The sequence below is a fragment of the Pseudomonas sp. X4 genome, assembly GCF_040784925.1.
Taxonomy (GTDB): domain Bacteria; phylum Pseudomonadota; class Gammaproteobacteria; order Pseudomonadales; family Pseudomonadaceae; genus Aquipseudomonas; species Aquipseudomonas putida_Z.
In genome coordinates, this window is the sequence record NZ_CP160798.1 from 4,942,615 (window position 1) to 4,956,302 (window position 13,688).

The 13,688-nt window shown below is 64.9% G+C and carries 10 protein-coding genes; 4 read left to right on the forward strand and 6 right to left on the reverse strand.

Annotated elements, in window-relative coordinates; all coding sequences use genetic code 11:
• Positions 1 to 217: 217 nt before the first annotated feature.
• Positions 218 to 2,308, forward strand: coding sequence for a putative bifunctional diguanylate cyclase/phosphodiesterase (locus ABX298_RS22090; RefSeq protein ID WP_367393638.1), 2,091 nt, complete (start codon positions 218 to 220; stop codon positions 2,306 to 2,308).
• Here ABX298_RS22090 and ABX298_RS22095 read toward each other — a convergent pair.
• Positions 2,305 to 2,565, reverse strand: a complete 261-nt coding sequence (locus ABX298_RS22095) for a DUF1652 domain-containing protein (protein ID WP_013972974.1) — start codon at positions 2,563 to 2,565, stop codon at positions 2,305 to 2,307. The genes ABX298_RS22090 and ABX298_RS22095 overlap by 4 nt on opposite strands.
• Before the next feature lie 274 nt (positions 2,566 to 2,839).
• Entirely contained in the window at positions 2,840 to 3,487 is a 648-nt protein-coding gene (locus ABX298_RS22100; protein WP_367393639.1) for a DUF1345 domain-containing protein, read from the reverse strand.
• A gap of 402 nt (positions 3,488 to 3,889) precedes the next feature.
• On the opposite strand from ABX298_RS22100, the gene pgm reads away from it, so the two are divergent.
• On the forward strand, positions 3,890 to 5,527 hold the full coding sequence (gene pgm, locus ABX298_RS22105; protein ID WP_367393640.1) for a phosphoglucomutase (alpha-D-glucose-1,6-bisphosphate-dependent): 1,638 nt from the start codon (positions 3,890 to 3,892) through the stop codon (positions 5,525 to 5,527).
• A 228-nt stretch (positions 5,528 to 5,755) separates the two neighbouring features.
• Here the strand turns inward: pgm and ABX298_RS22110 are convergent, their stop codons facing one another.
• Together ABX298_RS22110 and ABX298_RS22115 are read right to left on the reverse strand one after the other, a co-directional pair.
• On the reverse strand, positions 5,756 to 6,172 hold the full coding sequence (locus ABX298_RS22110; protein WP_025338851.1) for a RidA family protein: 417 nt from the start codon (positions 6,170 to 6,172) through the stop codon (positions 5,756 to 5,758).
• On the reverse strand, positions 6,172 to 7,491 hold the full coding sequence (locus tag ABX298_RS22115) for an NAD(P)/FAD-dependent oxidoreductase (protein ID WP_025338852.1): 1,320 nt from the start codon (positions 7,489 to 7,491) through the stop codon (positions 6,172 to 6,174). Before ABX298_RS22115 ends, ABX298_RS22110 begins: the two co-directional genes overlap by 1 nt.
• A 304-nt stretch (positions 7,492 to 7,795) precedes the next feature.
• Here ABX298_RS22115 and ABX298_RS22120 point away from each other — a divergent pair, with 304 nt between their 5' ends.
• A complete protein-coding gene (locus ABX298_RS22120; RefSeq protein ID WP_013972966.1) occupies positions 7,796 to 8,473 on the forward strand; it encodes a DUF1028 domain-containing protein in 678 nt (225 codons plus the stop codon).
• A complete protein-coding gene (argE, locus tag ABX298_RS22125) occupies positions 8,466 to 9,626 on the forward strand; it encodes an acetylornithine deacetylase (protein WP_367393641.1) in 1,161 nt (386 codons plus the stop codon). Before ABX298_RS22120 ends, argE begins: the two co-directional genes overlap by 8 nt.
• Positions 9,627 to 9,748: 122 nt before the next feature.
• Here the strand turns inward: argE and ABX298_RS22130 are convergent, their stop codons facing one another.
• Both ABX298_RS22130 and ABX298_RS22135 read right to left on the reverse strand, forming a co-directional pair.
• Positions 9,749 to 11,017, reverse strand: a complete 1,269-nt coding sequence (locus ABX298_RS22130; protein ID WP_367393642.1) for a carbohydrate porin — start codon at positions 11,015 to 11,017, stop codon at positions 9,749 to 9,751.
• Positions 11,018 to 11,145: 128 nt separating this feature from the next.
• Positions 11,146 to 13,563 (reverse strand): glucose/quinate/shikimate family membrane-bound PQQ-dependent dehydrogenase, encoded by a 2,418-nt coding sequence (locus ABX298_RS22135; RefSeq protein ID WP_367393643.1) that lies wholly within the window; start codon positions 13,561 to 13,563, stop codon positions 11,146 to 11,148.
• Positions 13,564 to 13,688 lie beyond the last annotated feature (125 nt).

The following is a 13,688-nucleotide window of genomic DNA, read 5'->3' on the forward strand; positions in this document are numbered from 1 at the left end:
CGGTCTCATCGCCGGCAAGCCGGCTCCCACAGGTACTGTGCAATCCCTGAGGTCGATGCGGTCAAGGTGGGAGCCGGCTTGCCGGCGATGGGCTGCGCAGCAGCCCCATGCGGGCTTTGGATCCATTCCCATTCGCAAAAACCCCGTGCGTTTCGCCTAAGCTTGAGTACAATCGTCAGCTTTTTCCGGGCCTCCCGTCCCGTCGCTGGAACTCCCAATGCTGACCGGTAGCTACTCCTCTTCGCTGGTGTTGATTTCGCTGTGCGTGGCGATCCTGGCGTCCTATACCGCCCTTGACCTGACCGGCCGCATCGCCACGGCCAAAGGCCGGGCTGCCTGCCTGTGGATGGGGGGTGGCGCGCTGGCCATGGGCATCGGCGTGTGGTCGATGCACTTCATCGGCATGCTCGCCTTCAGCCTGCCCATCGATCTGGGCTACGACCTGGCCCTGACCGCTTTCTCGCTGCTGATTGCCGTGTTGTCCTCGGGCTTTGCCTTGTGGCTGGTCAGCCAGCCGAGCCTGCCGTGGCAGCAGCTGGCGTTTGGCGCGCTGATCATGGGCGCCGGCATCGCCTGCATGCACTACACCGGCATGGCCGCGCTGCGCATGCTGCCGGGCATCGACTATGACCCGACGCTGTTCGGGGCCTCGCTGCTGATTGCCGTGGGCGCCTCGGCAGCGGCCTTGTGGATCGCCTTCCGTCTGCGCGCGCACACCCCTTATGTGCGGCAGATTCGCGGCCTGGCGGCAGTAGTGATGGGCTTTGCCATCGTCGGCATGCACTACACCGGTATGGCCGCGGCGAATTTCCCCGAAGGCAGCTTCTGCGGTGCGCTGGCCGGGGGAGGGCTGCAAGGCGACGGCCTGGTCTACCTGGTGCTGATCACCACCCTGGCGGTACTGGCGGTGGCCTTGCTCACCTCGGTGCTGGATGCCCGCCTGGAGGCACGCACCGCCGAGCTGGCCCGTTCGCTGACCCTGGCCAACCAGGAACTGACCCAGCTGGCCCTGCACGACACCCTCACCGACCTGCCCAACCGTACTTTGCTGGCCGACCGTATCGAGCAGGCCATCGCCAAGGTAGCGGAGCAGGGCGGCTGCTTTGCCCTGATGTTCATCGACCTGGACGGCTTCAAGCCCGTCAACGATGCCTTCGGCCACCACGTCGGCGACTTGCTGCTCAAGGCGGTGGCGACACGCCTGCGCGGGCACCTGCACAGCCAGGACACGCTGGCGCGCATCGGCGGTGACGAATTCGTGCTGCTGGTGCAGCTGCGCGAGCCGAACGATGCCATGGATGTGGCGGTCAAGCAGGTCAACCTGGTATCACGGCCGTTCCGCGTGGCCGAGCATGACCTGCAGCTGACGGCGAGCCTGGGCATCGTCCTGTACCCGGGCAATGGCCAGGACCAGCACGAGTTGCTGCGCAATGCCGACGCCGCCATGTACCACGCCAAGAGCGCCGGCAAGAATGGCTACAGCTTCTTCGACGTGTCGATGAACAGCAACGCCCGCCAGCAATTGCAGCTATTGCAGGACCTGCGCCAGGCCCTGGAGCAGCGTCAGTTCCGCCTGCACTACCAGCCCAAGTTCGACGCCCAGAATTGCCAGCCGATCGGTGCCGAGGCCTTGCTGCGCTGGGAGCACCCGCAGCAGGGCCTGTTGCTGCCCGACCGTTTCATCGGCCTGGCGGAAAAGACCGGCCTGATCATTCCCATTGGCGAATGGGTGCTCATCGAGGCCTGCCGGCAGATGCGCCAGTGGCTGGACCAGGGGCACCACGGCTGGCGCATGGCGGTGAACCTGTCTGCCATCCAGTTCTGCCATGCCGGGCTGGTCGAAAGCGTGGCCCGGGCCCTGCAGCAGAACAACCTGCCGGCCAACTGCCTGACCCTGGAAATTACCGAAACCACCGCCATGCACGACGCCGATGCCAGCCTGACGGTGCTGCAGCGGCTGTCCGACATGGGCGTGGACCTGTCCATCGATGACTTTGGCACCGGCTATTCCAGCCTGATGTACCTCAAGCGCCTGCCGGCCAACGAGCTGAAGATCGACCGCGGTTTCGTGCGCGACCTGGAGCAGGACAGCGACGATGCGGCGATCGTTTCGGCAATCGTGGCGCTGGGCCAGGCGCTGGGCCTGCGCATCGTCGCTGAAGGGGTGGAGACTGACAGGCAGCAGGACTTCCTGACCCGCCTGGGCTGCGATTCGCTGCAAGGCTACCTGCTGGGCCAGCCGGTGCCGGCCGAGCAGTTCATGCGCAAGTTGCAGGCCATGCGCCAGGAAAGTACCGCAGCGGGCTAGACCGCGTCGCGCAGGGTGAAGGCGGGCATGAAGGTATCCATCTCCGCCTCGACGGCCTCGATGATGCGCTCTACATCGGCGGCGGCCATGATCGCCGAGCAGGGGATGCCGGCAATCGCCAGCAGGGTTTCGCCGGTGGCGCGGTCGAACAGCCGCGCGACCATGCTGCGCGGCGCATCCATGCTGGCTTCGAAGCCCAGCGGGTGGAAATGCCAGCGCATCACCTGGCAGGCGTTGGGGAACGTCATCTTGTTCATGCCAGCCTCCTTGTCCGTACCTGGACGTGGTGAGCGGGTGGCCACATCGATGCGGCCGCCGGGAAAGTAACCATAGCACCTGTCACGGAGTATTCTCGGCTGCAAATACGACAAATGTGCTAATGCATGACAGCGGTCACATCCTTGTCATGCAGGGCATTTGGCGCAGGGCCGCAAGGCAAACGTTTTCCCGGCATGTTGACGGCAGATAACCCGCCAGGCTCTGCCACTTTGATCGACATCTCCGCACGATGTTTTCGGACGAGCGGTGCAATCAGCCGAGCAGCCCGGCAGCGATGTTGATGGTGAATCCCAGGATCGCCGTGTTGAATGCGAACCCCACTAGTGAATGTGCCAGCACTACCCGCCGTAGGCCCCGCCCAGCGACGCCCACGTCTGAGGTTTGTACCGCCACGCTGATGGTGAACGAGAAGTAGTGGAAGTCCCAGTAATCGGGGTTGCGTTCGCCATCGGCGAAGCGCAGCGGCGGTTCGTGGTTTTGTCCGGTATAGAACAGCCGCGCGTAGTGCAGGCTGAAAATGCAGCCGATCAACAGCCAGGAGCCGGCCACGGTCAGGCCGGTGTAGAGGTAGTGCACGACCAGCGCCGTGCCTTGCAGGCCACGGCTGGACACCAGTTGCAGGGTGACGGCGGCGAGGCTGGCGATGGCGGCGATGCACACGGTGAGCAGGACCAGGCCGGCGTTTTCGTCTTCGACGCGGGCGACCTTGCGTACCTTTTCCGCATTGGCGCTCAAGGTCAGGTAGAGCACCAGCAGCAGGTACAGCCATACGCCAAGATTCCAGCCGGCGAGGATGTGCTGCACGCTGTCGCCGGCAGGGATCAGCCAGGCGCCGAGCAGGCCGACCACAGTGGCGATGCTCAGGCGCGGGTGGGTGTGGGTCAGGCGGTGGAAAGCCATGGAACCTCGTTTTCGGGGGTATGGGTACCACTCTAGACGGTCATTACAGAGACGAGGGACATGCTCGGGTCCATTGTGGGAGCGGGCGAGCCCGCGAAGCAGGCACCGCGGTGGCTGGCAAGTACCCTCTGGGAGCACCTGTTTTGCTCAAATTCCAAAAAGTTGGCGCGATCCCTGTGGGAGCGGCCTTGTGTCGCGAAAGGGCTGCAAAGCAGCCCCGGCAATTTCAACTGTTGCGCATCAATCCTGGGGCCGCGTTGCGGCCCTTTCGCGACACAAGGCCGCTCCCACAGGGTATGCGGTGTACTCACTGATTCTTTGCTGCCGCCCATCGCGCAGCAAAGCAACTCTCAGTAAACTGCACGCTCCAACACCAACATCTGTTGAACTCGAGGTTTCTGCATGACGCTCAGTCCTTTGGCAGGCAAGCCGGCTCCGGCCAGCGTGCTGGTCGATATTCCCCGGCTGCTCACCGCCTACTACACCGGCCGCCCCGACGCTGCCGTGGCGGCCCAGCGGGTGGCCTTCGGCACCTCGGGGCACCGTGGCACTTCGCTTGAATTGAGCTTCAACGAGTACCACGTCCTGGCCATTACCCAGGCCATCTGCCTGTATCGCCAGGAGAAGGGCATCGATGGCCCGCTGTTCATCGGCGCCGACACCCACGCACTGTCGGCACCGGCTACCGCCAGCGCCCTGGAAGTGCTGGCTGCCAATGGCGTGCAGATAATGCTGTCCAAGGACGACGAATACACGCCGACGCCGGCTGTTTCCCATGCCATCCTCTGCCATAACCGTGGCCGCGAGCAGGGCCTGGCCGACGGCATCGTCATCACCCCATCGCACAACCCGCCGCAGAGTGGTGGCTTCAAGTACAACCCGCCCAATGGCGGCCCGGCCGACAGCGATGTGACCAAGTGGATCGAGGCCAAGGCCAACGAACTGCTGGCCGCTGACCTGGCGGGCGTCAAGCGCATGGACCATGCCCAGGCGTTGCAGGCATCCACTACCCAGCGCCACGACTACGTGAGCAACTACGTGGCCGACCTGGAAAACGTCATCGACTTCGACGTCATCCGCGCTGCCAAGCTGCGCCTGGGCGTCGACCCGCTGGGCGGGGCAGGGGTGCGCTACTGGTCGGCGATCGCCAAGCATTACCAGCTCGACCTGGAAGTGGTGAACACCGAGGTTGACCCGACCTTCCGCTTCATGACCGTCGACTGGGACGGCCAGATCCGCATGGACCCGTCCTCGCCCTATGCCATGCAGGGCCTGATCGGCCTGCGCGAACGCTTCGACGTGGCCTTCGCCTGCGACCCCGACCACGACCGCCATGGCATCGTCACCCCCGATGGCCTGCTGCAGCCGAACAACTACCTGGCCGTGGCCATCGACTACCTGTACCGCCACCGCCCGCAATGGCGCAGCGATGCCGCCGTCGGCAAGACCGTGGTCTCCAGCGGCCTGATCGACCGCGTCACCCAGCGCTTGGGCCGTGAGCTGTACGAAGTGCCGGTGGGCTTCAAGTTCTTCGCCCAGGGCCTGTTCGACGGCACGTTGGGCTTTGGTGGCGAGGAAAGCGCGGGGGCTTCGTTCCTGCGCCGCGATGGCTCGGTCTGGGCCACCGACAAGGACGGGCTGATCCCGGCCTTGCTGGCTGCCGAGATGACTGCCCGCACCGGGCGCAACCCGAGCCAGGCCTACGCTGACCTGACCGAGGCGCTGGGCAAGCCGTTCGCCACCCGTGTCGAAGCCAAGGCCGATGCCCGGCAAAAGGCTTTGCTGAGCAAGCTGGCGCCGGAGCAGGTGAAGTCGACCGAGTTGGCGGGTGAGCCGATCGTGCAGATCCTCAGCCATGCACCGGGCAACGGCCAGGCGATTGGCGGGCTGAAGGTGATGACTGCCAATGGCTGGTTCGCCGCGCGCCCTTCGGGCACCGAGGACATCTACAAGATCTACGCCGAAAGCTTCATCGACGAGGCGCACCTGCAGCGCCTGGTGCAGGAAGCGCAAGTGCTGGTGGATGCGGCGATTGCCTGACAGGTAACAAACCGCTTGGTTCTGCGGCCACCGCAGGGCCTTCCTGCTGTCGGCGACAGTGGGTTTCTAGCCCATTTCAAAAGCTGGCGCGCTCCCTGTAGGAGCGGCCTTGTGTCGCGAAAGGGCCGCAACGCGGCCCCAGGATTGATGCGCAACAGTTGAAATTGCTGGGGCTGCTTTGCAGCCCTTTCGCGACACAAGGCCGCTCCTACAGGTTGGACCGATCGGTCAGACCGAATCAGGCACCACAGCGATCACATCGATCTCCATCAGCCACTCGGCCTGGGCCAAGCCGGCCACCACCAGCCCGGTGGAAATCGGGAACACGCCCTTGAGCCACTTGCCTACCTCCTTGTACACCGGCTCGCGGAAGCGCGGGTCGGTGATGTAGGTGGTGGTCTTGACGATGTGCGACAGGTCCGAGCCGGCTTCTTCGAGCAGTTGCTTGACGTTCTTCATCGCCTGCTCGGCCTGCGCCCGTGGGTCGCCCAGGCCCACCAGGTTGCCTTCGAAGTCGGTGCCGACCTGGCCGCGCACGTAGATGGTGTTGCCGGCGCGTACCGCCTGGCACAGGTCGTTGTCCAAGGTCTGGTTGGGGTAGGTGACCTTGGTGTTGAACATGCGGATGCGAGTATGGGTAGGCATCAGTGGGCTCCGAGGGTGCTGACGTTGCTGATCTTGGGTTGTTGCTGCTCATCCGCTGCGCGTTGTTCGCGGTCGCGGTAGGCGGTATAGGTGCGTTGCGTGGCGATGTGGCCGGCGACGTGCTTGGCGTCGTGCCACACGCCCCAGATGAACGACGAGCCACGGCGCGACAGCCACGGCAGGCCAAGGAAGTACACACCCGGCTCGCGGGCCACGCCGCGTTGGTGCTGGGGCTTGCCGTTGGCGTCGAAGGTGTCTACCTGCAGCCAGCTGAAGTCGACACCGTAACCGGTGGCCCAGATGATGCTGGTAACGCCGGCCTTGGCCAGGTCCAGTTGCTGCAGCGGGTTGCGCATGCACTCCGGGTCGGCCAGGCGTTTGCGGGCTTCGGGCTCTTCCGGCAGGTCCAGGCCGTTGCGTTCGATGTAGGCATCGGCGGCATCCAGCAGGGCCAGGTAGTTTTCGTCGCCGCGGTTGATGTTCTCGACCAGGTTGTCCTGGAAGCGCGCCACGCCGTTCTCGAACGACTGGGTCAGGCCGACCAGGGTCATGCCCTGGTGGGCGAGGGCGCGGAAGTCCACGGTGTGGCCGCCACGGGCGCCACTGACGGCAATGGTCACGTGCTCGCGGCCAGGCTTGGCGATTTCCGCATCCCACTCACCCAGCACGCCCAGCCACCAGCAGAAGTCGCGGTTGCGGTAAGCGCGTGGCGGGCGATCGTGGGCGCCGACCGAGAGGTACACCTGGCGCCCGGCACGCATCAGTTCTTCGGCGATCTGCACGCCCGAGGAGCCGGCGCCGACCACCAGCACAGCGCCTTCTGGCAACTGCTCGGGGTTGTAGTAGGCAGCGGAGTGGATCTGGTGCAGGTTGCTGTCTTTCGGCGCGATGGCCGGGATCACCGGCTTCTGGAACGGGCCGGTGGCGGCGACCACGCGGTTGGCGCGAATCACGCCTTCATTGGTTTCGATGGTAAAACCGGGGCGGTCGCTGTTGCGCAGCACTTTCTTCACTTCGATGCCGGTGCGTACGGGCAGGTTGTACTTGCGTACGTACTGCTCGAAGTAGTCGGCCACCTGGTCCTTGCCGGCGAAGGCGTCGGCGTCGAGGTTGAATTCCAGCCCCGGGAAGCGGTCGTGCCAGACCGGGCCGTTGGCCACCAGCGAGTCCCAGCGGCCGGTGCGCCAGGCCTCGGCGATACGCTTGCGCTCCAGCACCAGGTGCGGCACGCCAAGCTTGCTCAGGTGTTCGCTCATGGCCACGCCGGCCTGGCCGGCGCCGACGACGAGGGTGTCGATTTCGAGGTTGTTCAGTGTCATGTCCGAGCCCTTGTTCAGGCGGTTTTTGTCAGGTCGGTTTGGAGGACCGCCGTTGCCTGGGGCCAGACTAGGGATGCCGTGGAAATGGCGAAAATAGTATTTAGCTGGGGCTTGCCGATAAAACGGCGAAGGTCTTGATTCCTGCCGCCTGCAGCGGTTCCCGCAGCAGCTTTGCCGGGGTTTTTCCGGAACGTTTCGTGGTCATAGTTTTTTCCTCTGCAAACCCTCGGAAAAAGGTCGTTTCGCCGGCCGAAAGGTTCCACCCAGAATGCCGTGTATCGCACAGCACAACAGGAACCATGACATGACTTTTTCCATCATCGGTCGTTGCCAGGAAACCGGCCAGGTCGGTATCGCCATCAGCTCTTCGAGCATCGCCGTGGGCGCCCGCTGCCCGTGGGTGCGTGCCGGTGTGGGTGCGGTCGCCACCCAGAACATCACCTTGCCGGCGCTGGGCCCGCAGATTCTCGATGCCCTGGAACAGGGCCAGTTGCCGCCTGCCGCTGCGCTGGACCGGGTGCTGAGCGCCAATGGCTGGAGCGAGTACCGCCAGCTCACGGTGATCGACAGCCATGGCCAGGTGGCGCTGTTCACTGGCAAGGAAGCCCTGGGCACACACCACGCCGTGGCCGGTGAGCAATGTGCGGCGGCAGGCAACCTATTGGCCTCGACCCAGGTGATCGAGGCGATGGTGCAGGCCTTTGAACAAGCCGGCGGGCATCTGGCCGACCGCCTGCTGGCGGCCATGCACGCGGCGATGGCCGCAGGCGGCGAGGCGGGGCCTGTGCACTCGGCGGCGTTGAAGATTGCCGGCGAGCTGACCTGGCCGCTGGTGGACCTGCGCGTGGACTGGGCCGAGGCCGACCCGATCGGCGTGCTCGATGGCCTGTGGCAGGCGTATCGGCCGCAGATGCAGGACTACGTCACCCGCGCCCTCAACCCGACTGCCGCGCCAAGCTACGGGGTGCCGGGCGATGAGTGAATTTGCCAGTCGCGCGCTGCTGGCCAGGCTGATCGGCTTTGCCACGGTCAGCCGGGATTCCAACCTCGAACTGATCAGCTTCATCCGCGACTACCTGGCCGAGCTGGGGGTGGAAAGCGAACTGTTCCATAACCCGGAAGGCACCAAGGCCAACCTGTTCGCCACCATCGGCCCCCGGGACGTTGGCGGCGTGGTTCTGTCCGGGCATACCGATGTGGTGCCGGTGGACGGCCAGGCCTGGACAGTCGAGCCGTTTGCCCTGAGTGAGCGCGACGGGCGCCTGTATGGGCGCGGCACGGCCGACATGAAGGGCTTCATCGCTTCGATGCTGGCGGCTGTACCGGCGTTTCTCGCCCAGCCGTTGCGCATGCCGGTGCACCTGGCGTTCTCCTACGACGAGGAAGTCGGCTGCCTGGGGGTGCGCTCGATGCTGGCCGCGCTGGAGCAGCGCCCGCACAAGCCACGGCTGTGCCTGATTGGCGAACCCACCGAACTCAAGCCGGTGCTGGGGCACAAGGGCAAGCTGGCGATGCGTTGCCAGGTGCATGGCGCGGCCTGCCACTCGGCGTATGCGCCGTATGGGGTGAATGCCATCGAGTATGCGGCGAAGCTGATTGGCAAACTGGGTGATATCGGTGATGCCCTGGCGTTGCCGGAGTATCACGACGAGCGCTTCGACCCTCCGTTCTCCACTGTGCAGACTGGTGTGATCAAAGGGGGCAGGGCGCTGAACATCGTGCCGGCGGAATGCGAATTCGATTTCGAAGTGCGGGCCTTGCCGGGGTTCGAGGCGCAGACAGTGGCCGACCAGTTGCAAACCTATGCCGAGGCCGAATTGCTGCCGCGCATGCGCAAGGTCAATGCCGCCAGCGCCATTCGCCTGCAGCCCTTGAGTGCGTATCCGGGGCTGGCCACGCCAGCGGATAGCGAGGCGGCTGGCCTGGTGGCGTTGCTCAGTGGTTCGGATGAGTTCGGTACGGTGGCGTTTGGTACTGAAGGTGGACTGTTCGACCAGGCGGGCATCCCGACTGTGGTGTGTGGGCCTGGGAGTATGGACCAGGGGCACAAGCCGGATGAGTTCGTCAGCGTCGAGCAGTTGCGGGGGTGTGATGCCATGTTGCTGAGGCTGGTGGATTACCTCAGGCAGGGTTGATTGCGCTGGCTTCTTCGCGGGCACGCCCGCTCCCACTGGATCTCGTCAGTCTCAAGGGCTGTGCAGTACCTGTGGGAGCGGGCGTGCCCGCGAAGGGCTGCAAAGCAGCCCCAATCAAGGTTTCAGAAGGTAGCCTTGACCTGCAGGCCAACCACCAGCGCGTTGTCGATGTCCTTCCCGGAGAACGCGCCCGGCTCGATGATGTACTGCACATCCGGGCGCAGGTTCAGCCACGGCGTGGCCTGGTAGCCATAGCTCAGCTCGACCAGTTGCTCGGCGCTGTCGATATCGGGGAACTGCTGCCCGGCATCGAACGCGGCATCTTCCAGCACGTCGCGGCTACGCGGGTTGGGCACGGCACGGCCATAGCCCAGCGCCACGGTATCCTTCGGGCGGCCTGCGAACGGCTTGTACAGCACCACGCCGGCGCCATACCACTTGGTGAACGGCGAGGCGGCCTTGCTCGACGCCGAGTACTGGCCGAAGGCATGCAGGCTACGGCCCGGCAAGCCCTGGTCGTTCCACACGGCCTGGTCGGCCAGCAGATAGTGGCCGCCGCGGCCGGACACTTCCTCGTCGCTGCCGATGCGCTTCACATCGGAGCTGTCGTAGTAGTAGCCCAGTTTGTACTCGCCAGGCAGCTCGCCCTGCAGCTTGTACACCAGCTCTACCGGTACCACGGTGCCGGTGGTGTGCTTGGGGCCCAGGTGCCAGGCGCGGCTGGAGTTGCCGTTGCTTTCCGGGTCGACGTTGAACGCCGCCACACGCAGCTGCCAGGACTGCGACAGGTCGTACTTCACCCGCACGCCCAGGTGGGCATTGGGGTAATTGGTCCAGCCACTGCCGCCAGACATGTTAAGCGGGTGGCCGCAGAAGCCGGCGTTCATGAAGTTGCACAGGATGCCACTGTCCAGGCCGCCGAGGTCGTTGCCCATGGCCATGTAGCCGAGCTTGACGTTGAGTGCCGGGGTGAACAGGGTACGCTCGTAGCTCAGCTCGGTCAGGCGGGTGTACAGGCCGCCGAAGTTTTCCTGGATCGGCAGGCGGTTGCCCACCAGGTCTTCCGAGGCGCTGTTGCCGCGGCGGTCGTTGATGGTCAGCTGGACCTTGCCGCCGTTGTCCAGGCCATACAGTTTCGACAGGTCGAACTGCACGCCCAGTTTCAGGTTTTGCGAGTAGCGCGCCGAGCGGTGCAGGCCACCGTGGGCGTTGTAGGCGGTTTCGCCGCTGTAGTCGCCGGTGAACTTGACGCCGTCTTCTTCCAGCTGGTGACGCAGGCCGCCCCAGTCACCGGTCAGGGTGCTGCGGGTCATCAGGTCGCCGTCGGCCAGGGCGGTGCTGCTGGCCAGGGCCAGCAGCAGGGTGGGGGTGATGCGAATTGCGGATGGCATTGCTGAATCTCGGGTTGTCTTCTAAGGCCTCTTCGCGGGTGAACCCGCTCCCACAGGATTTTCACTGCCCTTGCAAACTGTGCAGTTCCTGTGGGAGCGGGTTTACCCGCGAAGGGGGCGACGCGGTGTTACGGCAAGGCGTAAGAAATCACGTAGTCGCCACGGTCAGTCGACTGGCGCGCGCCGCCAGCCGTGATCACCACGTACTGCTTGCCGGTCTTCGGCGAGACGTAGGTCATCGGGCCGCCCTGGCTGCCCACTGGCAGGCGAGCCTTCCAGATTTCGTTGCCGTTGCTGCTGTCGTAGGCGCGCAGGTAGAAGTCCTGGGTGCCGGCGATGAACACCAGGCCACCCTGGGTCGACAGGGTGCCGCCCAGGGTCGGCAGGCCGATCTTGATCGGCAGGTGCATGCGGATGCCAAGCGGGCCGGTGTCCTCGACGGTACCCACCGGTACCTGCCACGCCACCTGGCGGGTCTTCATGTCGATGGCGGTCAGGGTGCCGAATGGCGGCGCCTGGCACGGGATGCCGGCCACCGACAGGAAGCGGTTCTTGTTCACCGCATACGGGGTGCCCTTGAGCGGTACTGCGCCCATGCCGGTGTTCAGCGCTTCGCCACCGGAAGCGGCGCCGCCCTTGTTCTGCGACGGGATCATCTGGATCCACAGGCCCAGGCGCATGTCGTTGACGAAGATGAAACCATGTACCGGGTCGGTGGAAATGCTGCCCCAGTTCATGCCACCCAGCGAACCCGGGAAGCTCAGCGACAGGTCGGTGCCCGGCGCGGTGTACAGGCCGTCGTAGCGCATTTTCTTGAAGTCGATGCGGCACAGCAGCTGGTCGTACGGGGTTGCGCCCCACATGTCCGATTCGGTCAGGGTCTGCGCGCCGATCTGTGGCATGCCCACTGACTTCGGCTGGGTTGGCGAGTACGGCTCGTTGGGGATGTTGCTTGGCTTGACCGGTACTTCGTCGACCTGGGTCAGCGGCTTGCCGGTGGCGCGGTCGAGCACGTAGATCTGCCCGGCCTTGGTGCCGATTACCACTGCAGGCACCGACTGGCCGTCGTCCTTGGTGAAATCGATCAGGCTCGGCTGCATCGGCAGGTCGAAGTCCCACAGGTCGTTGTGCACGGTCTGGAACACCCACTTCTGGTTGCCGGTGGTGGCGTCCAGGGCCAGTACCGAAGCGCCATAGGTGTGGTCCAGCTTGCTGCGTTCGACACCGTAGATGTCGGTGGACGACGAGCCCATCGGCAGGAACACGGTATTCATCGCCGGGTCGTAGGACATCGGGGCCCAGCTGTTGGGGGTGCTGCGCACATAGGTGCTGTCGCCCTGCGGCGCCTGGCGATCTTCCGGGTTGCCGGGGTCGAAGGCCCAGCGCATTTCACCCGTGATCACGTCGAAACCACGGATCACGCCGCCTGGCATGTCGGTCTGGACGTTGTCGGCGACGCGGCCGCCGACCACCACGGTGGTACCGGCCATCAGTGGGGCCGAGGACAGCTGGTAGTAGGAGTCCGGCACATCGCCCAGGCCGGCCTTGAGGTCGACCTGGCCGTTGTTGCCGAAGCCCTGGCAGAACTCGCCGGTGTCGGCGTCGACGGCAATCAGGCGGCCATCGATGGTGTTGGTCAGCAGGCGACGCTGGCAGTTGGCACCGGCCGGTACGCTGGCCGCAGTGATTGGCGAGCTGTTCGGCTGGGTTGGCTGGGCGATGGCGGCAGTGGCGTCGAAGTAGGCCATGCCACGGCAACGCTGCCAGACCTTGGACTGGGCGTTGATCGCGTTCTTCCACAGCTCTTTGCCGGTGTCGGCATCGAGGGCGATCAGGTTGTTGTGCGGGGTGCAGATGAACACCTTGTTGCCGACCTGCAGCGGGGTCAGCTGGTCTTCGGCACCGTTGCCGTCGCTGAACGCCACGTCACCGGTGTGGTAGGTCCAGGCTACCTTCAGCTTGTTGACGTTGTCGCGGTTGATCTGGTCCAGCGCGGCGAAGCGGCTGCCACCTTCGGTGTTGCCGTAGTGGGCCCAGTCCTTCTGCGCCTTGTCGGCCTCGACCGGGGTCATGCCCGGGCCTTTGCCGGTGGGGGCGACGCTTGGGTGGGCGACGAACATGTTGCCGGCGGCGATCACCAGCAGCACGGCCATCACCCCGGCAACGCCATAGGCACCGCGGCCGGCGCTGGTGCCATTGGCACGGGCCAGCAGTGGGTAGACCAGCGCCACCACCATGCCGATTGCGCCGAACATGAACAGGCGCGAGAACAGCGGCCAGAACACCAGGCCAGCGTCGATCAGCGCCCAGATGGCAGTGCCGACCAGGAACGCCGCGTACAGCCAGGCGCCAGCCGGTTTGCGGCGAGCGATGAGGACGCCGGCGATGGCCATGGCCAGGCCGCCGACCAGGAAGTACCAGGAACCGCCCAGGCCGGCCAGCTTGACGCCGCCCGCAGCCAGGAGGAGGCCGAGCAGGGCGATGATCACGCCCAGGCCGACCAGGATGATATTTGTGGCGCCAGAGGCGTGCGGTGTTTCTTTCATGCCAGGGATCTCAGCAGGTGGAATGCGCGCAGTGTAATCTCTTAGCTTGCTAATTAACAAGTTGGTACATAATTTTGTGGGGCGGATTGTCGCAGGGCTGAACTCTGCAAGATGTGGCTAAAAGT

What these genes read in the sequence shown, in the direction of transcription:
- ABX298_RS22090 (WP_367393638.1), top strand. Translation starts at nt 218, where the DNA reads ATGCTGACCGGTAGCTACTCCTCTTCGCTGGTGTTGATTTCGCTGTGC.
- ABX298_RS22095 (WP_013972974.1), bottom strand. Translation starts at nt 2,565, where the DNA reads ATGAACAAGATGACGTTCCCCAACGCCTGCCAGGTGATGCGCTGGCAT.
- ABX298_RS22100 (WP_367393639.1), bottom strand. Translation starts at nt 3,487, where the DNA reads ATGGCTTTCCACCGCCTGACCCACACCCACCCGCGCCTGAGCATCGCC.
- pgm (WP_367393640.1), top strand. Translation starts at nt 3,890, where the DNA reads ATGACGCTCAGTCCTTTGGCAGGCAAGCCGGCTCCGGCCAGCGTGCTG.
- ABX298_RS22110 (WP_025338851.1), bottom strand. Translation starts at nt 6,172, where the DNA reads ATGCCTACCCATACTCGCATCCGCATGTTCAACACCAAGGTCACCTAC.
- ABX298_RS22115 (WP_025338852.1), bottom strand. Translation starts at nt 7,491, where the DNA reads ATGACACTGAACAACCTCGAAATCGACACCCTCGTCGTCGGCGCCGGC.
- ABX298_RS22120 (WP_013972966.1), top strand. Translation starts at nt 7,796, where the DNA reads ATGACTTTTTCCATCATCGGTCGTTGCCAGGAAACCGGCCAGGTCGGT.
- argE (WP_367393641.1), top strand. Translation starts at nt 8,466, where the DNA reads ATGAGTGAATTTGCCAGTCGCGCGCTGCTGGCCAGGCTGATCGGCTTT.
- ABX298_RS22130 (WP_367393642.1), bottom strand. Translation starts at nt 11,017, where the DNA reads ATGCCATCCGCAATTCGCATCACCCCCACCCTGCTGCTGGCCCTGGCC.
- ABX298_RS22135 (WP_367393643.1), bottom strand. Translation starts at nt 13,563, where the DNA reads ATGAAAGAAACACCGCACGCCTCTGGCGCCACAAATATCATCCTGGTC.